Origin of the sequence: Chryseobacterium proteolyticum (genome assembly GCF_046591535.1) — a bacterium.
Classification (GTDB): Bacteria; Bacteroidota; Bacteroidia; order Flavobacteriales; family Weeksellaceae; genus Chryseobacterium; species Chryseobacterium proteolyticum.
On record NZ_JBJLWK010000001.1, the window covers coordinates 67,522 to 91,988 of the forward strand.

Genomic DNA, 24,467 nt, shown 5'->3' on the forward strand with positions numbered 1-24,467 from the left:
AAGTGTAAAAAATACAAATAAAAATCATGAATAAATCAGTTATATTGGCTTTAGGACTTGTTTTGTCGGGAATGTTTGTTTCCGCACAAACCCTTGATCAACAGGCACCGCAGGGTTTCGATGTGGAAAATGCTGCTGTTTCCCACGGAAAAATTGACACAATTCAATATCCGTCAAAAACTGTTGGAACAACAAGAAAAGCTTTGGTTTACACACCCCCGGGTTTCAAAAAAAAATGAAAAATATCCCGTTCTTTATCTTCTTCACGGAATTGGCGGGGATGAAAAAGAGTGGTTCAACCAGGGAAAACCCAATATTATTCTGGACAATCTGTATGCACAGGGAAAACTGCAGCCGATGATTGTTGTACTTCCCAACGGCCGTGCAATGAAGGATGACAGAGCAACAGGAAATATAATGGCTCAGGATAAAGTGGAAGCTTTTGCAACTTTTGAAAAAGATTTGCTGACTGACCTGATTCCGTTTGTAGAGAAAAAATATCCGGTTAAAAAAGACCGTGACAACCGTGCTTTGGCAGGATTGTCAATGGGAGGCGGACAGACACAGAATTTTGCTTTCGGAAACATTGATAAGTTTGCCTGGCTCGGCGCATTTTCTTCTGCACCCAATACAAAAGAACCCAATAAGCTTTTACCCAATCCACAGGATGCGTTAAAGCTGAAGCTGATCTTTATTTCCTGTGGTGATGCAGACGGGCTGATGCCTTTCAGCAAAAGAACGAGCGATTATCTGAGAAAAAATAAAATCCCTCATATCTTTTATATAGAACCGGGCGGTCACGATTTTAAGGTTTGGAAAAATGATTTATACATCTTTTCACAGCTACTGTTTAAGCCTGTTGATAAAACCAAGTTTGAAGGATTTACCGTTTTGGGAACTCCTGCAGCAACCAATATCAGAAATGCCCGGTATCCTCAGATCCTTCCCGATGGAAGGGTGATGTTCAAAGTGAAGGCACCGGAAGCGCAAAAAGTTCAGATCGATTTAGGAAAAAAATACGATCTGAAAAAAGATGCTGATGGCTTCTGGACAGGTACAACTGATCCGCAAAGCGGAAGCTTCCATTATTATTCCCTGCTGATTGATGGGGTTGCGGTTGCAGATCCGTCCAGCGAAACATTCTACGGAATGGGAAGGTATGCCAGTGGAATAGATATTCCTTTCGAAGGAGATGATTTCTATGCATTAAAAGACGTCCCTCATGGAGATATCCGTATTAAAAATTTCTATTCCAAAGTCACCAATTCCTGGAGAAGAATTTTTATTTACACGCCACCGGGTTACGACCAGAATCCTGCTGAATCTTATCCTGCACTGTATATTTTACATGGCGGCGGTGAAGATGAAAGCGGCTGGGCTAACCAGGGCAAGACCAATCTGATTCTGGACAATCTGATTGCAGAAGGAAAGGCAAAAAAAAATGGTCATCATTATGCCGGATGCGAATATCGGACAGGGCGGAATCCGAAACTTTGGAGAACGCAATCTTCAGATGTTTGAAAAAGAGCTGAAGGAATCCATCATTCCGTTTGCCGAATCTAATTACAGGATAAAAAAAGGTAAAGAAAACCGTGCGTTGGCAGGACTTTCCATGGGTGGAATTTATACACTGTATGCCGGAATTCAGAATTCAGATATGTTTTCCGGTCTGGGAGTTTTCAGCTCAGGATATATGTTGCCAATGCTTCAGGATGTTGCTGATAAACAGTACAAATTTTTAAATGAAAATAAATCTGCTTTTTCATCCAACATCAGAAATTTCTGGATTTCAATGGGCGGAAAAGATGATATTGCTTATGAAAACGGTCAGAAAATGTTGAAAGAACTGGATAAAACCGGAATTAAATATACGTACACAGATTATCCGGGAGGCCACACATGGCCGGTTTGGAGAAATAGTCTGCATCAGTTTGCCCAGGTACTTTTTAAATAATGTTTTTAAGTCAAAGGCATAAAGAAAAGTAATTCAAATCTGAAATAAAATGGGCTTTACAAAGATAAACACCAAAACTTCTATCATTACGGTCATCATGTTTTCCGGAATGGTAAATGTCAGTGCACAGGCTTATCAGAAAACAGATTCAGGATTGAAGTTTTCTGCTGATCATATGAATGTTGAAGTGAAATTTTATGGAGAAAATACGATCAGGGTTATTAAATATCCCGCCGGAAAATCATTTGTCAAAAATAGTTTGTCGGTCATTAAACAGGAGCAGAAAATCAAATTCTCAGTTTCAGAAAAAAATAATGTTATTTCATTAAAAACAAATGACCTCCTGCTTTCTATTAATACTAAAAATGGAGTGATCACTTATACATTACCATCCGGAAAGGAGCTTTTGAAAGAAACCGCAAATGACTTCAAGCCATTCAATGATGCCGGAACGCAGACTTATTCTATAAGACAGGATTTTCAGCTTGAAAAAGACGAACCTATTTACGGTCTGGGAATTCTGCAAAATGAAAAAATGTCCCAGCGGAATACCGATGTAAAAATGATTCAGAATAATACCTGGGATTTTGTGCCTTTTTTCCAGTCTGTAAAAGGATATGGTGTTTTTTGGGATAACTATTCACCAACACAATTTACGGATACGCCTCAGAAAACATCCTTTTCATCAGAAGTGGGAGATGGTATAGATTATTATTTTATCTATGGTAAAAATGCCGATGGAGTCGTTGCCGGAATGCGTGACCTTACAGGAAATGTACCCATGCTTCCTTTATGGACATATGGCTACTGGCAAAGCAAAGAACGTTACAAAAGCCAGGATGAACTGACAGATGTGGTTAAAAAATACCGCGATCTGAAAGTCCCTTTAGACGGAATCATACAGGATTGGCAATACTGGGGAAACAATTATCAGTGGAACGCCATGGACTTTATCAGTCCCGATTTTCCGGATGCTAAAAAAATGATACAGGATATCCATGATATGAATGCCCATCTTTCGGTTTCCATCTGGTCGTCATTCGGGCCAATGACCAGGCAATACCATGAAATGGATTCAAAGGGAATGCTTTTCAACATCAGTACATGGCCTGAATCAGGCCGTGATGTCTGGCCTCCTGATATGAATTATCCTTCCGGTGTCCGTGTTTATGATGCGTACAATCCTGAAGCCAGAAATATATATTGGAAATACCTGAACAAAGGCGTTTTCAGCCTTGGTGTAGATTCCTGGTGGATGGACTCAACAGAACCCGATCATCTCAGCCAGAAAGCAGAAGATCTGGACACTAAAACCTACCTTGGCTCATTCAGAAAAGTAAGAAACGCGTATCCGCTGATGACGGTAGGTGGTGTTTACGATCATCAGCGTGAAACCACCAGTGATAGAAGGGTTTTTATTTTAACAAGGTCAGCATTTGCAGGCCAGCAGCGATATGCCGCCAACACCTGGTCCGGAGATGTCAATTCTTCCTGGGAAACATTGCGCAAACAGGTGCCGGCAGGATTGAATTTCAGTCTTACAGGAAATCCGAATTTCAACTCTGACATCGGCGGTTTCTTTGCTGGTACTTACAAAAGAAATGGAGGTTCAAAAAATCCAATGTTCCAGGAACTGTATGTCCGATGGCTGCAGTATGGAACCTTTACACCGATGATGCGCTCACATGGAACTGATGTTGCGAGGGAAATTTATCAGTTTGGGAATAAAGGAGACATTGTTTATGATGCGATAGAAAAATTCATCAGACTGCGTTACAGTATGTTACCGTATATCTATTCTGTTTCCCATGATGTTTCAAAAAACGGATCCAGTTTTATGAGAGCCCTTTCCATGGATTTTCCTTCAGACAAAAAAACATGGGATATGAATAACGAATATCTTTTTGGAAAATCATTGCTGGTGGCACCGGTTCTCAATGCCCAATATACCCCTGAAAAAGCAGTTAAAACTGATGAAAATGAAGGTTGGAATAAAACCGACAGCAATAAGGATAACTCGGTCTCAAATATAGATTTTACTCAAAACAAAAGCGTGAAAGTTTACCTTCCGGATGGAACAGATTGGTTTGATTTCTGGACTAATGAAAAATACAGTGGAGGGAAAGAAATTCAGAAATCTGTTAATCTTCAGACGATTCCTTTATATGTAAAAGCAGGAAGTATCATTCCGTTAGGCCCCGATGTACAATATGCAACGGAGAAAAAATGGGATCATCTTACCATAAAAGTTTATCCGGGAAGCGATACCGATTTCATTGTATACGAAGATGAATTCGATAACTATAATTACGAAAAAGGATTCTATACAGAAATACCTTTTCACTGGAACGAAAAATCAAAAACATTGACGATAGCTGCCCGGAAAGGGAAGTACAAAGGAATGATTGAGACAAGGAGTTTTAATCTGATTCTTCCTGATGGCCGACAGAAATCGGTGGATTATGCCGGAAAAAAGATAAACATAAGCTTGAAATAACATTAAAGTATTGATTATGAGGTTTTTAATTTTAATAATGGTTTTAGGGTTTTTTCAGATTTCTTTCGCTCAAAATCCGATCATTCAAACCAAGTATACTGCAGACCCGGCACCAATGGTTTACAGAGATACGGTTTTTCTTTATACCAGCCATGATGAGGATGATGCTTTCGGATTCAAAATGAAAGACTGGTTATTATACACTTCTACAGATATGGTCAATTGGACAGACCACGGTGTAGTGGCTTCGCTCAAAGATTTTAAATGGGTAAATACCGACAACGGTGCCTGGGCACCACAGGTTGTCGAAAGAAACGGTAAATTCTATATGTATTGTCCAATGCCGAACAATATGGGGATTGGTGTTTTAGTGGCGGACAGTCCATACGGCCCTTTCACCGATCCTATTGGCAAGCCTTTGATCAAAAATTCTCTGGATGACATCGATCCCACAGTTTTAATTGACGACGACGGGCAGGCTTATCTGTACTGGGGAAATCCCAATCTTTGGTATGCTAAACTGAATGAAGATATGATATCTCTTGCCGGACCAATCACCAAGGACCCTTCATTTGCGAAGGTGAAAGATCAGCCAGATCCTTTCAAATATCAGGAAGGACCTTGGGTTTGGAAAAAAAATAACCATTATTATATGGCTTATGCATCAAAATGCTGCCCGGAAGGGATTGGTTACGCCATGGCAAAATCACCGACAGGACCCTGGAATTATGGAGGCGTGATTATGGATGGCGACCAGAGATCCAGCGGAAATCATCCCGGTATTATAGATTTCAAAGGCAGATCTTATGTTTTCGGATTCAACCATATGCTTAGGATGCAGACCATGAGCAAGCATTACGAACGCCGATCTGTCAGTGTCACAGAAATTACCTACAATGCAGATGGAACCATTCAGAAGCTTCCTTTCTGGACTGCGGATGGCGCAAAAAGAGTGGGTACTCTGGATCCTTATAAAAAAGTTGAAGCAGAAACGATGGCTTACAGTGAAGGCCTGAAAACAGAAATGGTCACAGAATGGGAACGTAATCAACCCTATAACAGAGGTAAAAAAATTACAGACCGCATCATCGTTACCTCAATTAACAATGGTGATTATATTAAAATCCAGGGAGTAGATTTTTCCAAAGGTGTAAAATCTTTGGATGTGAATGTTGCTGCTCTCTATGGAGGAAGAATAGAAGTACGTTCAGATGCTCTTAATGGGCCTGTGCTTGGCGCTGTTAACGTTACAGGAAAAGGTGAGGGTGACTTATATAAGACTATTAATACACCTCTGAAAAGTGTAAGAGGAATCCACGATTTATATTTTGTTTTTAAAGGAGAAAAAGACCTTTTCTATTTCGATTGGTGGAAATTTAATTAAATCCAAATTTTTAAATAATGTTGAAGACGAAAATACTTTTAATTGCTGTAACATTTTTGCTGTCGGGAAATATTTTCAAGGCGCAGTCAACTGTTTGGTTAGATCAGTTGGATTTGAGCGTTGTAACACAGGGGCACGGAAAACCGGGCATCAATACTTCGGTGGACGGAAAACCTATAACCATTGCCGGCGAAGTTTTCAAAAGAGGTTTCGGAACTCACGCTGAAAGTTCTTTGTTGATTAGATTAAACGGGAAAGCAAAAAGCTTTACCGCAATGGTGGGAATGGATGATGAAATCAAAGGTCAAAATCCCGCTGCCGAATTTGAAATTTATGGCGACAACAAAAAACTTTGGTCAAGCGGGGTCATGAAATTAGGCGATAAAGCAAAGCCTGTTTCTGTTTCGCTGGAAGGTGTAAAACAATTAGAATTAGTCGTAACAGACGGCGGAAACGGACCTTATTATGATCACGCTGATTGGGCAGATGCTAAGTTTGAAACAGCAGGCGGTGCAAAACTGACAACATTTAACCCGATTTCATCAGTACCTTATATTTTGACGCCAAAACCTGCGGCAACTCCAAAAATTAATTCAGCAGGCGTTTACGGAGTTCGTCCTGGCTCACCTTTTCTGTTCAGGGTTGCAGCAACGGGTGACAGACCAATGATTTTTACGGCGAAAAATCTTCCGAAAGGTTTAACAATAGATTCAGAGACCGGAATCATCACTGGAAAAATAGATTCTAAAGGAAGTTATGAAGTGACTTTGAATGCTAAAAATACGAAAGGTTCAGCTTCAAAAAAAATTAAAAATAGAATGTGGGGACAGAATCGCTCTCACGCCAACAATGGGCTGGAATAGTTGGAACTGCTTCGGACATGAAGTTTCTGCCGATAAAGTGAAACGTGCAGCAGATGCTCTTATAAAGTCAGGACTAATCAATCACGGCTGGAATTATATCAATATCGATGATTCCTGGCAGTATAACAGAGATGGAAAAGACCCTTCATTCCACGGAAAAATGCGTGATGAAAATGGTTATATCCTGACCAATTCCAAATTTCCCGATATGAAAGGCCTTGCAGACTACATGCATAACAATGGCTTGAAAATGGGAATTTATTCTTCCCCCGGTCCATGGACCTGTGGCGGATGTGCCGGAAGCTACGGTTACGAAAAACAGGATGCTGAAAGCTACGCCAAATGGGGTGTTGATTACCTGAAATACGACTGGTGCAGTTATGGCGGTGTAATTGACGGACTGCCGGATAATGATCCCAATAAAGTTCCTTCTCTTGCCTTTCAGGGCGGCGGGGATCCGGATAAAGGCGTGAAACCGTTCCAACTGATGGGAAGCCTTTTGAAACAGCAGCCGAGAGACATCGTGTACAACCTCTGCCAATATGGAATGGGCGATGTGTGGAAGTGGGGTGATGAGGTCAATGCACAATCCTGGCGTACCACCAACGATATTACAGATACCTGGTCAAGCGTAAAGAATATTGCCCTTGCTCAGGATAAAGCGGCTCCTTTTGCGAAACCCGGAAACCGGAACGATCCGGATATGCTGGTTGTTGGTGTTGTAGGTTGGGGAAATCCACATCAGAGTCGGTTGAAGCCTGATGAACAGTATCTTCATATGAGTCTGTGGAGCATTTTTTCAGCCCCGTTGCTGATTGGCTGTGACCTTGAGAAGCTGGATGATTTCACTTTAAACCTTCTGACGAATGATGAGGTTATTGCCGTCAATCAGGATGCTTTGGGAAAACAGGGTGTTTGTTTGCAGACTATTGGTGAGCTCAGAATTTATGTCAAAGAATTGGAGGACGGAAGCAAAGCGGTGGCTTTTGCCAATTTCGGAAGAGAAAAAGTGACAATGTCATATAAAGATTTCAAAAAATTAGAAATTTCCGGCGTTCAGACGGTTCGTGACCTTTGGAGACAGAAGGATATTGCAGAAATCAATACGGACAAAAAAGGTCTTTCATTGGACATTCCGGCACATGGCGTTGCCTATTATAAATTCATTTCACTCAAATAAATAAGATTAAGATATGAATCAACGAAACTTAAAATATATCACACTTTCTTTTCTGTTGGCAGGGATTGGTATTTCTGCGCAGAATCCGGTTATTCAGACCCATTTTACACCAGATCCGGCTCCCATGGTCTATAAAGGGAAAATGTATGTTTATACAGGGGATGATCAGCCGGGATTTGATTTTTATACGATGACCAAATGGAGGGTGTATTCCACGGAAGATATGGTCAATTATACAGACCATGGTTCGCCTATTTCTTTAGAGTCTTTCAGCTGGGCGCGGGACAGAGCCTGGGCAGCACAGTGTATTGAAAGAAACGGTAAATTCTACTGGTATATCTGTGTACAGACCGTTGACAACAATATGGCTATTGGGGTTGCAGTGTCTGACAGTCCTACCGGGCCTTTCAGAGATGCTTTGGGAAAACCTCTGATTTCAACCGGAACCTGGGATAATATTGACCCGACGGTTTTTATAGATGATGACGGACAGGCTTATCTGTATTGGGGAAACAGTAAATTATTTTATGTGAAGCTCAATAAAGATATGACTTCCTATCAGGGGAAAATCACAGAAATTCCACAATCTGTGGAAGCTTTCGGCGGGCTGAGACGTCCCGGGAAAAGTGATGAGGTTCTGCAAAAGCAGGAAAAATTTGATGATGTATATGTAGAAGGACCATGGCTTTACAAGCGAAACAATCAATATTATATGATGTACGCCGGAATGACCGGAAGAACAGAATGTTTATCCTATTCAACCAGCCCATCGCCAACCGGGCCGTGGAAATATCGGGGGAAAATAATGACCGATCAGCCTACTAACAGCTTTACCAACCATGGCGGAATTATCGATTTCAAAGGAAAGTCCTACCTGTTTTACCATACCGGATTATTGCCGGCCGGAGGAAGTTACGGACGCTCAACTGCTGTAGAAGAATTCAGATATAATGCTGACGGGACTATTCCGAAGATCACCATGACCAAAGAAGGTGTAGCTCCGGCTGGAACCTTAAATCCATATCAGAGAACAGAAGCCGAAACTATGGCATGGTCGGAAAAATGCAGCACTTCCGAAAGCAGGAAAACCGGAGTGTATGTCTCCGATGCCAGAGCAGGAGGGTATATCAGGGTCCGTTCGGTAGATTTTGAAAAGGGAACTTCAGGATTTTCAGCTTCCGTTGCCGCAGGAATTGATGGCGGAATTCTGGAAGTTCATCTGGATGATGTTAAAGGACCGAAAATAGCTCAAATTGAGATCCCCAGAACCGGTGGCTGGGAAGAGTTCAAAACCCTGACCTCAAAAATTTCAGAATCTGTTTCCGGTGTTCACGATGTATACTTTGTGTTCCAGGGGAAAAATATTACGGCAGGAAGAAAATTATTTAATTTCGATTACTGGAGCTTTCAGAAAAAATAAAACTGACTATGAAAAATACAATACAATATATACTGGGGCTTTGTCTGATAGGCTTTTCCGAAGGTTTATCAGCACAGAACCCTATTATTCAGACCAATTATACTGCAGACCCGGCACCAATGGTGTACAATGACAGGCTGTATGTGTACACGACACACGATGAGGATGATTCCACCTGGTTTACCATGAACGACTGGAAAGTGTATTCCACCAATGATATGGTCAACTGGACAGATCACGGAACAATTCTCTCGTATAAAGATTTCGACTGGGCAAAACGTGATGCCTGGGCCGCACAATGTGTAGAAAGAAACGGAAAGTTTTTTTTATACGTTCCGATGTGGTCCAAAACCAATAACAAAGGCGCTATAGGGGTTGCCGTTGGCGACAGTCCGTTTGGGCCTTTTCATGATCCGCTGGGAAAACCTCTTGTTCAGAGCGAATGGGGAGATATTGATCCCACCGTTTTTGTGGATGATGACGGACAGGCCCATATGTACTGGGGAAATCCTAAGCTTAAATATGTAAAGCTGAATGAAGATATGATCTCCTATTCCGGGAATATTACAGAAGTTCCGATGACAGAAGAATCATTTGGCAAAAGAGATGGGAAGCCCAATCCGGAAAGACCCACAAAATACGAGGAAGGCCCGTGGCTGTACAAAAGGAAAAACCTGTATTATCTTTTCTGGCCGGGTGGTCCACTTCCTGAATTCATAGGCTATTCTACAGGGAAAACAGCACAGGGACCCTGGAAATATGGAGGAATTGTAATGCCTACTGAAGGGAAATCATTCACCAATCATCCCGGTGTTATTGATTTCCGGGGGAAAACGTATTTCTTTTATCATAATGGTGCATTGCCGGGCGGAAGCGGGTTTACAAGATCGGTAAGTCTGGAAGAGCTTACCTTCAATAAAGACGGATCCATTTCGCCATTTAAAATGACCAACGGAATTACAAAAGCTATCGCAACAGTTAATCCTTATTCATTCAATCAGGCGGAAATGATTGCGTGGTCAGAAAATGTAAAATCCTATCAGAATAAAGAGGCTGGTGTTTTCATCAAAGCCAAGAAAAATGGTGCTTATACCAGTGTAAAGAATGTGGATTTCCGGAAAAAAGGAGCCGCAGCTTTTTCTGCAAGAGTAGGAACTACCCATAACAGTGAGGTAACAATGAGCGTTCATCTGGATGCTGTGAACGGACCGGTTGCCGCAACGGTAAAGGTTCCGATGACGGGTGGGGATGACCGCTGGGAAACCGTAAAAGTTCAGCTTACTGAAAAAATTACCGGCATTCATGATCTGTATTTTGTATTCAATGGCAAAGCCTCAACAGATATTATGTACTTCGATTACTGGACCTTTCTTGAAAATAATGAGTTATGAGAAAAAAAAGTTTTATATATTGTATTCAGCTTGTTTCTGATCAGCAAAAGCTTTGCACAGGTAGCAGAAATTTCAAGTCCGGACGGACAACTGAAGCTTCATGTTTTTTCAGAAGACGGAAAAGCCTTATATGATATTATCCTTCAGGGAAAAACAATGCTTGAAAAATCCCCGTTAGGCTTGGTAACCAACGAGTCTGATTTTTCAAAGAAGCTGAAATTTATCGACAGCAAAAAAGATATCGTTTCTAAGAAATATACGAACGAAAAAATCAAAAAATCTGACATTGATTATAAGGCCAATACTTTATTGGTTAACTTCAGTAATGCAGACCAGCATCAGATAAGTATTGAATTTCAGGTGAGCAACAACAATATTGCTTTCCGTTATAATATTCCACCGATGAAAGAACGGCTCAGTGTTGTGATACAGTCAGAATCCACAGGGTACAGATTTCCGTCACAGACTACCACTTTTCTTTCACCTATGATGAAGCCGATGACGGGATTTGCCCGTACAGGGCCAAGTTATGAAAGTGGCTATAAAGCTGATGCTGAACTGGGAATGCCATCCGATTATGGATACGTTTTCCCTGGCCTGTTCCATATTGGAAATGAGGGCTGGGTATTGCTTTCCGAGACAGGAGTGAACAGTACGTATTGTGCTTCACACCTTGAAACCACAGCAGAAAAAAATCTTTACAAAGTAGCGTATCCGAATATTGCTGAAAATAACGGTTTCGGAAGTACCGGAGCAGCCGTCTCTCTTCCCGGAAAGACACCATGGAGAACAATTACAGTGGGGAATTCTTTAAGACCTGTTGTGGAGACCACAATTCCTTTTGATGTGGTAGATCCGATGTACGAGCCTTCACAGGAGTATCAGTTCGGAAAATCTACCTGGAGCTGGATTCTGTGGCAAGATAACAGTATGAACTATGATGATCAGGTGAAATTCATAGACCTTGCTGCTGCGCTGAAATATCAGTTTATTCTTATCGATGCGCTTTGGGATAAAAATATAGGTAAAGACCGTATGAAAGAGCTTATTCAATATGCAAAATCTAAAAATGTCGGGGTATTACTCTGGTATAATTCCAACGGTGCTGCGAATGATGCACCCATGGGACCTAGAAACAAAATGAATTCATCCATTGAACGGAAAAAAGAAATGAAATGGCTGAAAGCTGTCGGTGTAAAAGGACTGAAAGTGGATTTCTTCGGAGGAGACAAACAGGAAACCATGCGTCTGTACGAAGATATTCTGTCGGATGCCAATGATTTTGGACTAACCATTATTTTCCATGGAGCCACTGTCCCGAGAGGCTGGGAAGTAATGTACCCGAATTATGCAGGAAGCGAAGCTGTTCTTGCTTCGGAAATGCTTTATTTCTCAGAAGATGTAAGGAAACAGGAAGCTTTTTTTGCCACACTTCATCCTTTCATCAGAAACACAGTGGGAAGTATGGAATTCGGAGGTACTTTCCTCAACAAATATTTAACAAAATCCAACAGGGATAAAAATAAAAGACATACTACGGACGGCTTTCAGCTGGCTACGGCAGTCCTGTTTCAGAATCCCGTTCAGATGTTTGGCATCATGCCGAATAACGTGACCGATGCTCCGGAATTTCAGCTCAGCTTTATGAAAGAAGTTCCGACACTTTGGGATGAAACAGTTTTCATAGACGGCTATCCCGGGAAGTATGCTGTAGTTGCGAGAAGACATGCGGATCAATGGTATGTGGCTGGCGTAAATGCTGAGAAGCAATCCCAAAAACTGAAAATAAAGCTTCCGATGTTTGCAGGGAAAACAGTTAGATTCATTAATGATGATGCAAAGGGGAATTCATCAGAAAAAGAAGTGAAAGTAAATGCAAAAGGCGACTTTACGATTGAAATTCAGCCGAACGGAGGATTTGTAGTAAGATAAAACGAAAAACAGAAAAAATGCACTTCAAAAACTTATACATCTTTATCATTTCGGGTTTTTTGGTTTCCTGCTCTTCCTCCCAGAGTTTGGAGAAGCAATCATCCAAAGACCAGTGGCTCACTACCTGGGCAACGGCTCCCCAATTGGTGGAACTCAAAAACCTTCCGCCGGAACCGGGACTTTCGGGGAATACCCTGCGTCAGATTGTCCGTGTATCTGTGGGTGGAAAAAAATTGCGGTTACGTTTTTCCAATAAATATTCTGTAGACAGCCTTGCAGTAAAAACAGTTTCTATTGCCGTGCCATCCGATAGCAGCAATGTGGATGCAGCCACTATCAGGACATTAACGTTTGAGAATAAAAACAGTTTTAAAATTGCTCCCGGATCTGATATTTATTCTGATGAAGTGAACTTTAACCTGAAGCCTAATTCGTTACTGGCTATTACAATTTCCTATACAAAAGTAACCCAATCTGTCACCGGACATCCGGGGTCAAGAACAACCTCTTTTATTGTAAAAGGTGAGCAGGCTAATGCTGCAGTATTTAAAAATCCTGTAAAAACAGATCATTGGTATTCACTTTTTAACATTGATGTAAAGACCCGTGAACCTTCGTATGCGGTGGCTATTATGGGAAATTCCATTACCGACGGAAGAGGATCGGGAACCAACAGACAGAATCGCTGGCCGGATATTTTTTCTCAGCGGTTATTGGCTAATCCTTCTACCAGGAATATAAGTGTCCTTAATTTCGGGATTGGTGGGAATTGTGTAGTGCGTGGTGGTTTGGGTCCTACAGCATTAGACCGTTTTGATTATAACATCCTCAATCAGCAGGGCGTAAAATGGCTGATCATTCTGGAAGGAGTGAATGATTTGGGAGGAACAGGAGATCCTGATGACGCTTCCAAAAGAACAGAAGAACTGATTGCTGCTTACCAGGTGATGATTGATAAGGCACATGCTAACGGAATCAAAGTGTACGGAGCAACGATTCTTCCTTTTGCAAAGTCGTTCTACGACAAACCTTTCCGTATCGAGGCCTGGAAAAAAGTAAACGACTGGATCAGGAACAGCGGGAAATTTGATGCCGTCATCGATTTTGCCAAACACATGCAAAGTGAAAATCCGGAAGTCATCTTAAATGATATGCACGATCATGATTTTCTTCATCCCAATGAGGGCGGCTACAGGAGAATGGGAGAATTTGTGGATCTGAATTTATTTAAAAATTAAAATCAAAAAGATATAGTATGAATTTTACAAAAAACATTTCGCTGTTTCTTACGTTGTTGTTTATATTTTTTGTAAAAGCAACCGAACCATTTATTTCTTTTGCTAAGACAGAAAATTCGATGGTATTGAAAGAGCGCAATTTAGGTTTGATGCTTTTTTCAGACAGTGATTCGGATAAAGGAATTCTGCGGGCCGTTGCGAACCTTCAATCTGATTTTCAAAAAGTAACCGGTGTTCAGCCTGAGCTTATTTCACAAAATTCCGGTATGAACGGAATGGTCATCATTATTGGTGAAGCAGGTAAAAGCAAAACCATTGATGCTTTGATCAGACAAAAAAAGCTGGATGGAAAAGCATTAACAGGGAAAAGGGAAAAATATATCATTCAGAATGTCAGCAATCCTTTTCCGGGCGTTTCCGAAGCCATTGTGATTGCAGGTAGTGATAAAAGGGGAACAATTTATGGAATTTATGAAATGTCTAAGCAGATAGGTGTTTCACCATGGTATTATTGGGCAGATGTTCCGGTTGAGAAAAAAGAAAATGTATACTTTAAAAAAGGATTATATACTGATGGTGAGCCTGCTGTAGAGTATCGCGGTATTTTCCTTAACGATGAAGAACCTTCACTTGGAGGCTGGGCAAGAGCAACTTTTGGCGGAGTTAATTCTAAATTTTACGAAAAAGTTTTTGAACTGATTCTGCGTCTTAAAGGAAACTATATCTGGCCGGCAATGTGGGGGAAAGCATTCTATGACGACGATCATCTGAGCGGGCCGTTAGCAAATGAAATGGGTATTGTGATGGGAACTTCTCACCATGAGCCTATGGCTTTGGCACAAACCGACTGGCACAGGTATATCAAAAAAAAATAACCTCCCGAATATCTGGGATTATGCTAAAAATGCAGAAGTTTTAAAGAAGTTCTGGAAATCCGGACTCGAAAGAAGCAAGAGCTGGGAAAAGCTTGTTACAGTCGGAATGCGTGGTGATGGTGATGAAGCGATGGGAGAGGGAACTAATATTTCCCTGCTCGAGAAAATTGTAAAAGATCAGCGTAAAATCATTGCTGATGTTACAGGTAAAAAAGCAGAGAAAACACCTCAGGTCTGGGCATTGTATAAAGAAGTTCAGGACTATTATGATAAAGGAATGCGGGTTCCGGATGATGTGATCCTGCTTTTCTGTGATGATAACTGGGGAAATGTAAGAAAGCTCCCTGATCTTTCAAAACCTTTGCATAAAGGAGGCTATGGAATCTATTACCATTTTGATTATGTAGGCGGCCCAAGAAACTCCAAATGGATTAACATCAGTCCCATCCAGAGAGTCTGGGAACAGATGAATCTTTCTTATGAACATAAAGTAGATAAGCTTTGGGTAGTGAATGTGGGAGATTTAAAACCTATGGAGTTTCCGATCAGTTTTTTCCTGGAAATGGCCTGGAATCCGAAGCAGTTTAATGCTAAAAATCTTTTGGAATATACTGAGAAGTGGGCTGCTCAGCAGTTTGGTGAAAAACATGCCGGGGAAATTGCCGGGATGATTAACATGTATTCCAAATACAACAGAAGAGTAACCCCTGAAACCCTTGACAGCAAAACATACAGCCTAGAGAATTACCATGAATTTGAAACGGTCTTAAATGATTACAGAGCATTGGCCGTAGACGCCTTACGGTTAAAAGAGCAGATTCCTGCAGAATATCAGGATGCGTATTATCAGTTGGTTTTGTACCCGATTGATGCATGCAGTAATTTATACGAAATGTACTATGCGGTGGCAAAAAACAGGGAACTGGCAGCGAAAAAAGATCCGGGAGCCAATTTCTACGCAGATAAAGTGAAGGCATGTTTTGAAAGAAACGCTTATCTGGATAATCAATACAATAATGTGATTGCCGAAGGAAAATGGAAGCATATGATGGATCAGATGAGGATAGGATATAAAAGCTGGGCAGACGGAAAAGAAAATATAATGCCTGAAGTGACCTATATTTCTGAAGCCGAGGTTCCCAAAGAAAAAATATTTCAGGAGAAAAACGGCTATGTTTCCATTGAAGCAGAAAATTTTGCAAGAATGAGCAATTCTGACCGAATCCATTGGGAAGTGATTCCTGATTTTGGAAAAACAAAATCCGGTGTGACAACCTTTCCGCAGAATGCATATCCTAAAAGCGATGAAAATATCTGGCTGGAATATGATATCAATTTTGAATCAAAAGGGGAGTTTGAAGTCCAGTTATTATTAGCTCCGACTTTAAATTTTAATCATAATAAAGGACTTCGCTATGAAATTTCTTTTGACAATGAAACTCCGCAAATTGTCAACTTCAATGGCCATTACAAAGGAGAATTGGGAAAATGGCAGTCAGAGCATATTATTAAATCTATTACAAAGCATTCGGTTCAGCAGGCTGGAAAGCACACGTTACGTTTCAGAGTGCTGGAACCCGGCATTGTCCTTGAAAAGATACTGATCAACACCGGAGGATTAAAACCCTCTTACCTGGGCGCTCCCGAAAGCGAAATGCTTCACTGAGTGACCAATACTCATCACAAACAACCCTTTAATTATGAAACACTAATCTTAATTCACATTCCAATCTGAAATACAGTTCCTTCACAGAGAATGAAGAGAAAGAACAGCGAATGATTTTGTAAGCAACTTTATTTAACAGATCGCTCCTGATATCATTCAGGGTACTTTCCTGACGGTTTTTGAAAATGGACCGTCTTGATGGGGAATCTATTGCCCTTACTTTAATTGTTTACGATCAAAATCACGACTATCTAAAACTAAACCATTATGAAAAAAATTTTAAGTCTTGTAACCATTCATTCTATAGCTCTGTTTTGCAGCCTGATGCTGCATGGACAGCTTACAACCGTAAAAATTGATAAGAATATTCCTTATCAGAAAATAAAAGGATTCGGAGGATTTGTCTGCAGTCCCCAGTTTGCGTATAACCATATGTCTACCTCAGAGATTCAGACCCTTTGGGGGCTTCCAGTGAAGGCGGGTATAATATTATGAGATTGTATATTCCCGAAAACAGCAGCAACTGGAGTTCTGTACTGGCTACAGCACAGCTCGCCAAATCTATGGGACTTACCATTTTTGCTTCGCCTTGGACAATGCCCGCAGCCTGGAAAACCAATAACCATGTGAATGCAGTGTATACTGATGCGAACGGAGTACAGCAGGTAGGATATTTAAAGCCGGAAAATTACCAGGATTATGCGCTTTATCTTAACAGCTTTGTTACCTATCTCCAGAACAACGGAGTAGAGCTCGATTATATCTCCATTCAAAATGAACCGGATGAAATGGCACAGTATCAGGGATGCATCTGGACTCCTGCGCAAATTACTACCTTCATCAAGAATTACGGACAGCTTATCAATTGTAAAGTGATTGCCCCGGAAAGTGTGGGATTTACAGATAATTTTGCCAGTGCTTTGCTGGATCCTGCGGCAATGGCCAATTTTGAAGTGTATGGCGGGCATCAATATGGGCTTATGCAGTCTACCTACAAACAATTCCAGAATTACAACAAAGAAATCTGGCAGACAGAATATCTGATCAACTGGAACTCTTTGTCCACCCAGCCGGCAAGAGATTTCAGCTGGAATACAGATGCATTTACCTTTGCCAGCAGTGTCAACAATGCATTATTAGGTAATGTCAATGCGTGGATTCATTATTCTGCCAAACGTTATTATGGCTTAATGGGTGACGGAACTTACGGGACTACTGCAGGTGTAATGACCAAAAGAGGCTATATTCTTTCACATTATGCCAAATATACAACAGGAAAGACGAGAATAGAAGCCAAATGGGATGACAAAACAGGTGTTTTACAGGGTTCTTCCTATATTTCGCAGGATGGAAATCAGGTTGTTCTTATGGTTATTAATCCTTCTCAGAACTCCTATAGTTTAAAGGTTGATCTGCCTTTTTACACGACTTCAGGAACAAAAGTCCTGACCAATACACAATCCAATATGGTGAGCACACCTATTTCTTTAAGTACGGCAACATTCCGGCCTACTGCTGATATCAGCCCTTCCAGTGTTATGACTTTCGTTTTTAATAAAAGTGGTGACAGACCTGCTTCTCTGATGACAGGTGGTGATATTCATTATAATAAAATTGAAACACAAACTCCTACCAATACAGCTTTTGGGACAGGATTCAATATCAGCAATACAACGGTGACGTTCTCCAATCCAAGCCCTCTTATCAGTAATAATATGACTGCGGCTAACGGATATCTTCAGCTTAATGATAGGTACAATAAACTGATTCTGCATGTAAACAGCTATACAACGGCAGGACAAAGTTATTCGGACAATACGACTTTATACTATATCAACAGCCAGGGGGTAGCGAAATCATATAATTACGGCAAGATTAATTTTCCACAGGGAGGAAACTTCGATATCACATTAGATATTTCAAGACAGGTGCTTACAGACGGATGCAAAGGAATTTTAGGACTGAGAAATTCTAACTACAGCTCTGTACTGACGCTTAATCTGGGAGATGTTTATTTCAATGTGGGGAATGAAATTGCTTCTAAATTCGGAGGTACCTATTCCGCAAGCGACAGCTATCTGATGGATGCACTGGAAAATGGCTACTACACTTCTGTAGACTTCAGAAATGCAGCGGGAGTCACTTCCTCCAATAACTGGCAGCCTATGAGTGCCAACTCTAACAGCATTTATTATGTGAATTCAAACGTAAGTTCATCTGCCAATAATGTGATTTCAGGTACAGTTTGTTCAAATCTTGTCCTTTCCGGTCAGGGTATGGATTTTCAGGTGCCGTTTAACTTCACAGCCAATGCTGCCTCTTACAGCCGTACATTTAATGGTTACGATGTGCTGATCCTGCCATTCCAGGCTAATATACCTTCCGGAGTTACTGCTTATCTGATGTCTCCGAATGCCAATAATATCAGCTGTACCGCAATTTCAAACGGAATCATTCCTGCAAACACTCCGGTAATCGTCAATGCGACAGGGAATATTACTTTCAGCGGTACAGGAAATGTTTCCACACCCAAAGCAATCACGGTCAATCAGATGAACGGAGTTTACCAGGGCATCAAAGTTCCGGCGAATGCTTATGTGCTGAAAACAGAAAACGGAGTAACAGGTTTCTATAAAGTAACTGCCGGAAATGAGCCTTTAATTGGTGCTTTCAAAGCATATCTTACAGAAGAAAATACTTATTCTGCCAACGTTCTTCCTTTAAACTTCGGATCGTTAAGCACCAGAAATATTTCTGCTGAAGCTAAAAAAGAGCCTGTTAAAATATATCCTAATCCGGTAAAAGCAGACCTTTTCATTGATTCTGACTTTTCAGAAGCTGCTACCACCATTTTTGACGGAAGAGGAAGCATCATCAGATCCGGGTTGAAAATAAATTCAGGGAAAAACCAAATTAATGTGGGAGATTTCCCGGCTGGTATTTACTTTATTGAGGTTACTCAAAAAAATAATACAGTCGTAAAACAAAAATTTATCAAAGAGTAAATTGAATCCAAAGTCATCATGAGCACTGCTTATGGTGGCTTTATTTCTATATAATTACAAGGCAACATTGAAAAGTAGCCGGATTTATCGTTAATTTAAGTGTGTTATTTACATTTATTTAAAATAGAACGTTATATTTGTTTTTCATTGCATTGTTGCTCAATGATAGGGGCGATTTGTATAAAATAAGAATGAAAACATAATTATCCGTGAAGATCTGTGAAATCAGTGGTTTGAAAATGATTAATCACAAAATCCACAGCCATTTTCCGGACTTTATTGAAACCATACTACCTATGAAAAGAATTGTATTAATGCTATGTGCAACACTGGCAGCATCTTTATTTTTTGCTCAGAATCATTATAAATACCCATTCAGAAACCCGGATCTTCCGGTTAATGAAAGAATAGAGAACCTTCTTACTTTGCTGACTACAGAAGAAAAGATTGGAATGATGATGGATAATTCCCAGGCAGTTCCCCGTCTGGAAATTCCTGCCTACGGATGGTGGAATGAAGCACTTCATGGGGTGGCAAGAGCAGGAACAGCCACTGTTTTTCCTCAGGCAATCGGGATGGCGGCCACATGGGATGTTCCGGAGCATTTTAAAACTTTTGAAATGATTTCTGATGAAGCACGTGCAAAATACAACAGATCTTTTGATGAGGCTCTGAAAACAGGGCGGTACGAAGGACTGACCTTCTGGACACCCAATATCAATATTTTTCGTGACCCAAGATGGGGAAGAGGCCAGGAAACCTATGGTGAAGACCCTTATCTTACCTCCGTTCTGGGCGTTGCTGCAGTAAAAGGTTTGCAGGGAAACGACCCGAAATTTTTTAAAACCCACGCCTGCGCTAAACATTTTGCAGTACATAGCGGACCGGAATGGAACCGCCACTCTTATAACGCAGAAATCTCAAAAAGAGATCTGTATGAGACGTATCTTCCCGCTTTCAAAGCGTTGGTTCAGGAAGGAAATGTAAGAGAAGTGATGTGCGCCTACAATGCTTTTGACGGGCAGCCATGTTGTGCAAACAATACTTTACTTACTGAAATTCTCCGTGGAAAATGGAAGTATGACGGAATGGTGGTCTCAGACTGCTGGGCACTGGCCGATTTCTTTCAGAAAAAATACCACGGCACCCATCCTGACGAAAAAACAACCGCAGCAGATGCCCTGAAACATTCTACGGATCTGGAATGCGGAGATACCTATAACAATCTGAATAAATCTCTGGCAAGCGGACTGATTACCGAAAAAGATATCGATGCATCAATGCGCAGAATCCTGAAAGGGTGGTTTGAGCTGGGAATGCTTGATCCGAAAACTTCCGTTCACTGGAATACCATTCCATATGCTGTAGTCGATTCTGAAGAACATAAGAAACAGGCACTGAAAATGGCACAAAAATCAATTGTGCTGATGAAAAACGAAAAGAATGTTCTGCCTCTCAGCAGAAGTATTAAAAAAAATTGCCGTTGTAGGACCAAACGCCAACGACGGATTGATGCAGTTAGGAAACTATAACGGAACTCCTTCTTCCATTGTAACGATTTTAGACGGAATCAAAACCAAATTCCCGAATGCTGAAATTATCTACGAAAAAGGAAGCGAAGTAACAGATCCTTCATCCAGAACATCACTCTATCAGAATTTTATCAGTCAGAAGAACGGCGCGAAAGGAATGAAAGTAGAGTTCTTCAATAACAATGAATTCAAAGGGCAGCCAGCCAATGTTTCCGTAAATTCAACTGCCATCAGCTACAACAGCTTTGGAGGAACCCAGCTGGCACCCAATGTAGGAAGAGAAAATACCTCAGCGATCATTTCAGGGATTTTCAAAAGTACCTACACAGGAGAGGTCGTGTTTTCTGCTTCCACTTCCGATATCTATACCCTTTTCGTGGACGGAAAAGAAATCGCAACAAGAAAAGGACCTGATGCAAGACATCCTTCAGAGTTTCCTGTAAAAATGGAAAAAGGAAAAGAATACCGGATAGAACTGCGTCATACACAAAAAGGAAAATATGTAAGCATCAGCTTTGAGGTCTACAGAAAAGACCCTGTTAATTTTGCTTCGGTGAGAGAAAAGGTGAAAAATGCAGACGTTATTGTCTTTGCAGGCGGACTTTCTCCAAGTCTGGAAGGTGAAGAGATGATGGTGAATGCAGAAGGCTTCAAAGGAGGTGACAAAACTTCGATTGCTCTTCCTAAAGTCCAGAGGGACCTGTTAGCGGAGCTTAGAAAAACAGGAAAACCTGTTGTTTTTGTTCTTTGTACCGGAAGCGCTCTGGGATTGGAACAGGATGAGAAAAATTATGATGCCCTGTTGAACGCCTGGTATGGCGGACAGTCCGGAGGAACGGCTGTAGCAGATGTTTTGGCAGGTGATTATAACCCTTCCGGAAAATTACCCATTACCTTTTATAAAAATATTGAACAGCTGGACAATTCCCTTTCAAAGACAAGCAAGCACGAAGGATTTGAAAATTATGATATGCAGGGGAGAACCTACCGTTATATGACGGAAAAGCCTCTTTATCCATTCGGGCATGGCCTGAGCTATTCAAAATTTGTTTACGGAGATTCAATGCTGAGCAAAAATACGATCGGTACCGACGAAAATATGACAATCACAATTCCGGTAACCAATATTTCAGAAAGAGATGGAGAAGAAGTGGTTCAGGTTTATATCAAAAGAAACAATGATGCCCAGGCTCCTGTAAAAACGTTAAGGGCTTTTGAAAGGACTTTAATCAGATCTAAAGAAACAAAAAATATTCAGCTGACCCTCTCTAAAGACTCATTTGCGTTCTACGATGAAAAAGCAGATGATCTGGTTTCAAAACCTGGCGACTATACCATTTTTTATGGCGGAACCTCCGATGATGCAGGGTTAAAAAGTATTCCGCTAAAAGTAAAATAAAAATTGATTCAGGACAAATTGAGATATGCTTTAGCTTTCAAAATATATGATCTATGACAACAAAAAATAAAATATTTTCCATCGCGATTTCCCTTAGTGCTGCTTTTTTTTTCGGCTCAGAATAATACGGTCCATACTTTTAACCTGGATCTGAAAGAAACTCCTGCACCTATTAAAATACAACCCACCATGTATGGGATTTTCTTTGAAGATATCAATTTTGCCGCAGATGGCGGATTGTATGCTGAACTGATTAAAAACCGCAGTTTTGAATTTGACGAACCATTTACAGGATGGAAACAGCCCAACACAAAAACACTATCTCCTAATCTGGATTCCGGGTTTCTGACCATTTATTCCGATCCTGCCAAAACCAATAAAAATTACGCACGAATTACCGTTCTGAATGATAAAAATTATATTCTGGAGAATGAAGGATTCAGAGGAATAGGGCTTCATCAGGGTGAAAATTATGATTTTAGTTTTGATCTGGAGAATGTTTCAGGAAATATTGCTGCAGTAAATGCCAGTCTTGTTGATGAAAGCGGGAAGGAAATTTCTTCAGTCTCCACACTCATCAAAGGAAAGGGATGGCAGAGATATACAGCCGTTTTTAAATCACCACAAACTGTAGAAAAAGCAAAACTGCAGATTACATTTACCGGAAACGGCATCGTGAACATGGATATGATCTCCCTCTTCCCGCAAGACACCTGGAAAGGCAGAAAAGGAGGATTACGAAAAGACCTCGTTCAGAAATTATATGATTTACAACCCGGTTTTTTGAGGTTTCCGGGAGGCTGTATTGTAGAAGGAAGAACTTTGGCTGAGCGCTATCAGTGGAAAAAAACAATAGGAAATATAGCAGACCGTGAATACCTTATCAATAAATGGAGCACAGGATTTCCGCACAGGCTTACACCGGATTACGGACAGTCCTTCGGACTGGGATTTTATGAATATTTCCAGCTTTCCGAAGATCTGGGCGCAGAACCTGTTCCTATTCTGAGCTGCGGGATGGCTTGCCAGTTCAATACGGCAGAACTGGTGAAAATGGAAGACCTTGATCCCTATGTTCAGGATGCCCTTGACCTGATTGAATTTGCCAACGGGGATTCCGGAACAAAATGGGGTAAAATCCGTACTGAAATGGGACACCCAAAGCCTTTTAATTTAAAATTTATCGGAGTGGGAAATGAACAGTGGGGAGCAGATTACATCGAACGCTATAAAGTATTTGAAAAAGCCATTCATGCAAAATATCCTGACATTAAGATCATCTCCGGAAGCGGACCGTCACCTGACGGCGAATTCTTCGAGTATGGCTGGAAAAAACTGAAACAGCTTAATGCGCAGATTGTAGATGAACATTATTACAATTCTCCCGAATGGTTCATGCAAAATGCAGGCAGATACGATAAGTATGACCGCTCCGGGCCAAAAGTTTTTGCCGGAGAATATGCAGCCCAATCTGTAGGTGTGGTAAAACCTGATAATAAGAATAACTGGCTCACGGCCCTTTCAGAAGCCGCTTTTATGACAGGTCTTGAAAGAAATGCGGATGTGGTTTATATGACTTCCTATGCACCGCTTTTTGCCCATGCTGATGGATGGCAATGGACACCCGATCTTATCTGGTTCAATAATCTGAAATCTTATGCAACCCCGAATTATTATGTTCAGAAATTATTTTCCAACAATAAAGGAACGGATGTATTAAAAATAGAACATAACGGAAAAGCAATATCCGGGCAAGAAAAATTATACGCTACAGCAGTGAAGGACACGAAAACTCATGAGATCATTATAAAAATGGTCAATACTGATACTCAGGCTAAAACGGTAAATATCAAACCAGGAACTTTGAAAACAGGTAAGAAAATAACCAAAATCCTTCTATCCGCACCACAGCTTTCTACTGAAAATAGTTTCGATGCTGAACCTATAAAACCTAAAGAAGAGATTTCTGAAGCCAAAAATGGGGAAATTTCAACGGAAATTCCTGCCAATTCTTTAGTTGTTTTAAAGATAAAAATAAATTAATTATTTGATATATAGTATTTTGTGAAAAATAAGTGTGTTTTTTACATTTATTTAAAATAGAATCTTATATTTGTTTTTATCTCATCAG

At 40.8% G+C, this 24,467-nt stretch carries 18 protein-coding genes; all 18 read left to right on the plus strand.

The annotated features are described in order from the left end of the window. Nucleotides 1-26: 26 nt before the first annotated feature. Nucleotides 27-239, plus strand: a complete 213-nt coding sequence (locus ACJ5H0_RS00290; RefSeq protein ID WP_411246677.1) for a hypothetical protein — start codon at nt 27-29, stop codon at nt 237-239. Then, complete coding sequence (locus ACJ5H0_RS00295; RefSeq protein WP_411246678.1) at nt 184-1,521, plus strand: alpha/beta hydrolase-fold protein; 1,338 nt, start codon at nt 184-186, stop codon at nt 1,519-1,521. The genes ACJ5H0_RS00290 and ACJ5H0_RS00295 overlap by 56 nt, the downstream gene beginning before the upstream one ends. Continuing rightward, on the plus strand, nt 1,454-1,954 hold the full coding sequence (locus tag ACJ5H0_RS00300; RefSeq protein WP_411246679.1) for an alpha/beta hydrolase: 501 nt from the start codon (nt 1,454-1,456) through the stop codon (nt 1,952-1,954). The genes ACJ5H0_RS00295 and ACJ5H0_RS00300 overlap by 68 nt, the downstream gene beginning before the upstream one ends. A gap of 49 nt (nt 1,955-2,003) precedes the next feature. Then, on the plus strand, nt 2,004-4,451 hold the full coding sequence (locus ACJ5H0_RS00305) for a glycoside hydrolase family 31 protein (RefSeq protein ID WP_411246680.1): 2,448 nt from the start codon (nt 2,004-2,006) through the stop codon (nt 4,449-4,451). Nucleotides 4,452-4,467: 16 nt separating this feature from the next. Continuing rightward, nucleotides 4,468-5,835: a glycoside hydrolase family 43 protein gene (locus ACJ5H0_RS00310; protein ID WP_411246681.1), complete on the plus strand. Its 1,368-nt coding sequence runs from the start codon at nt 4,468-4,470 to the stop codon at nt 5,833-5,835. 17 nt (nt 5,836-5,852) lie between these two features. Further along, entirely contained in the window at nt 5,853-6,698 is an 846-nt protein-coding gene (locus ACJ5H0_RS00315; protein ID WP_411246682.1) for an NPCBM/NEW2 domain-containing protein, read from the plus strand. Then, the gene (locus tag ACJ5H0_RS00320; RefSeq protein ID WP_411246683.1) at nt 6,607-7,878 is read left to right on the plus strand and encodes a glycoside hydrolase family 27 protein; all 1,272 of its coding nucleotides are present in this window, start codon (nt 6,607-6,609) and stop codon (nt 7,876-7,878) included. Before ACJ5H0_RS00315 ends, ACJ5H0_RS00320 begins: the two co-directional genes overlap by 92 nt. Before the next feature lie 13 nt (nt 7,879-7,891). After that, on the plus strand, nt 7,892-9,298 hold the full coding sequence (locus tag ACJ5H0_RS00325) for a glycoside hydrolase family 43 protein (protein WP_411246684.1): 1,407 nt from the start codon (nt 7,892-7,894) through the stop codon (nt 9,296-9,298). Nucleotides 9,299-9,306: 8 nt separating this feature from the next. Further along, on the plus strand, nt 9,307-10,689 hold the full coding sequence (locus ACJ5H0_RS00330) for a glycoside hydrolase family 43 protein (RefSeq protein WP_172278167.1): 1,383 nt from the start codon (nt 9,307-9,309) through the stop codon (nt 10,687-10,689). 30 nt (nt 10,690-10,719) lie between these two features. Further along, nucleotides 10,720-12,621: a glycoside hydrolase family 97 protein gene (locus ACJ5H0_RS00335; protein ID WP_411246685.1), complete on the plus strand. Its 1,902-nt coding sequence runs from the start codon at nt 10,720-10,722 to the stop codon at nt 12,619-12,621. 17 nt (nt 12,622-12,638) lie between these two features. Next, on the plus strand, nt 12,639-13,859 hold the full coding sequence (locus ACJ5H0_RS00340) for an SGNH/GDSL hydrolase family protein (protein WP_411246686.1): 1,221 nt from the start codon (nt 12,639-12,641) through the stop codon (nt 13,857-13,859). Nucleotides 13,860-13,876: 17 nt separating this feature from the next. Further along, complete coding sequence (locus tag ACJ5H0_RS00345; protein ID WP_411246687.1) at nt 13,877-14,734, plus strand: glycosyl hydrolase 115 family protein; 858 nt, start codon at nt 13,877-13,879, stop codon at nt 14,732-14,734. Then, nucleotides 14,679-16,400: a glycosyl hydrolase 115 family protein gene (locus ACJ5H0_RS00350; protein ID WP_411246688.1), complete on the plus strand. Its 1,722-nt coding sequence runs from the start codon at nt 14,679-14,681 to the stop codon at nt 16,398-16,400. Before ACJ5H0_RS00345 ends, ACJ5H0_RS00350 begins: the two co-directional genes overlap by 56 nt. A gap of 267 nt (nt 16,401-16,667) precedes the next feature. Then, nucleotides 16,668-16,895: a hypothetical protein gene (locus ACJ5H0_RS00355; protein ID WP_411246689.1), complete on the plus strand. Its 228-nt coding sequence runs from the start codon at nt 16,668-16,670 to the stop codon at nt 16,893-16,895. Beyond that, nucleotides 16,892-19,405, plus strand: coding sequence for a T9SS type A sorting domain-containing protein (locus tag ACJ5H0_RS00360; RefSeq protein ID WP_411246690.1), 2,514 nt, complete (start codon nt 16,892-16,894; stop codon nt 19,403-19,405). Before ACJ5H0_RS00355 ends, ACJ5H0_RS00360 begins: the two co-directional genes overlap by 4 nt. Nucleotides 19,406-19,701: 296 nt before the next feature. After that, entirely contained in the window at nt 19,702-20,937 is a 1,236-nt protein-coding gene (locus ACJ5H0_RS00365) for a glycoside hydrolase family 3 protein (RefSeq protein ID WP_411246691.1), read from the plus strand. Continuing rightward, nucleotides 20,849-22,336 carry a glycoside hydrolase family 3 C-terminal domain-containing protein gene (locus tag ACJ5H0_RS00370; protein ID WP_411246692.1) on the plus strand — a complete coding sequence of 496 codons (1,488 nt, stop codon included), beginning with the start codon at nt 20,849-20,851 and terminating at the stop codon, nt 22,334-22,336. The genes ACJ5H0_RS00365 and ACJ5H0_RS00370 overlap by 89 nt, the downstream gene beginning before the upstream one ends. Before the next feature lie 96 nt (nt 22,337-22,432). Next, entirely contained in the window at nt 22,433-24,379 is a 1,947-nt protein-coding gene (locus ACJ5H0_RS00375) for an alpha-L-arabinofuranosidase C-terminal domain-containing protein (protein WP_411246693.1), read from the plus strand. Nucleotides 24,380-24,467 lie beyond the last annotated feature (88 nt).

Coding starts and splice junctions, on each gene's coding strand:
- ACJ5H0_RS00290 (WP_411246677.1), top strand. CDS start 27: ATGAATAAATCAGTTATATTGGCTTTAGGACTTGTTTTGTCGGGAATG.
- ACJ5H0_RS00300 (WP_411246679.1), top strand. CDS start 1,454: ATGCCGGATGCGAATATCGGACAGGGCGGAATCCGAAACTTTGGAGAA.
- ACJ5H0_RS00305 (WP_411246680.1), top strand. CDS start 2,004: ATGGGCTTTACAAAGATAAACACCAAAACTTCTATCATTACGGTCATC.
- ACJ5H0_RS00310 (WP_411246681.1), top strand. CDS start 4,468: ATGAGGTTTTTAATTTTAATAATGGTTTTAGGGTTTTTTCAGATTTCT.
- ACJ5H0_RS00315 (WP_411246682.1), top strand. CDS start 5,853: ATGTTGAAGACGAAAATACTTTTAATTGCTGTAACATTTTTGCTGTCG.
- ACJ5H0_RS00320 (WP_411246683.1), top strand. CDS start 6,607: ATGCTAAAAATACGAAAGGTTCAGCTTCAAAAAAAATTAAAAATAGAA.
- ACJ5H0_RS00325 (WP_411246684.1), top strand. CDS start 7,892: ATGAATCAACGAAACTTAAAATATATCACACTTTCTTTTCTGTTGGCA.
- ACJ5H0_RS00330 (WP_172278167.1), top strand. CDS start 9,307: ATGAAAAATACAATACAATATATACTGGGGCTTTGTCTGATAGGCTTT.
- ACJ5H0_RS00340 (WP_411246686.1), top strand. CDS start 12,639: ATGCACTTCAAAAACTTATACATCTTTATCATTTCGGGTTTTTTGGTT.
- ACJ5H0_RS00345 (WP_411246687.1), top strand. CDS start 13,877: ATGAATTTTACAAAAAACATTTCGCTGTTTCTTACGTTGTTGTTTATA.
- ACJ5H0_RS00350 (WP_411246688.1), top strand. CDS start 14,679: ATGAGCCTATGGCTTTGGCACAAACCGACTGGCACAGGTATATCAAAA.
- ACJ5H0_RS00355 (WP_411246689.1), top strand. CDS start 16,668: ATGAAAAAAATTTTAAGTCTTGTAACCATTCATTCTATAGCTCTGTTT.
- ACJ5H0_RS00360 (WP_411246690.1), top strand. CDS start 16,892: ATGAGATTGTATATTCCCGAAAACAGCAGCAACTGGAGTTCTGTACTG.
- ACJ5H0_RS00365 (WP_411246691.1), top strand. CDS start 19,702: ATGAAAAGAATTGTATTAATGCTATGTGCAACACTGGCAGCATCTTTA.
- ACJ5H0_RS00370 (WP_411246692.1), top strand. CDS start 20,849: ATGTTCTGCCTCTCAGCAGAAGTATTAAAAAAAATTGCCGTTGTAGGA.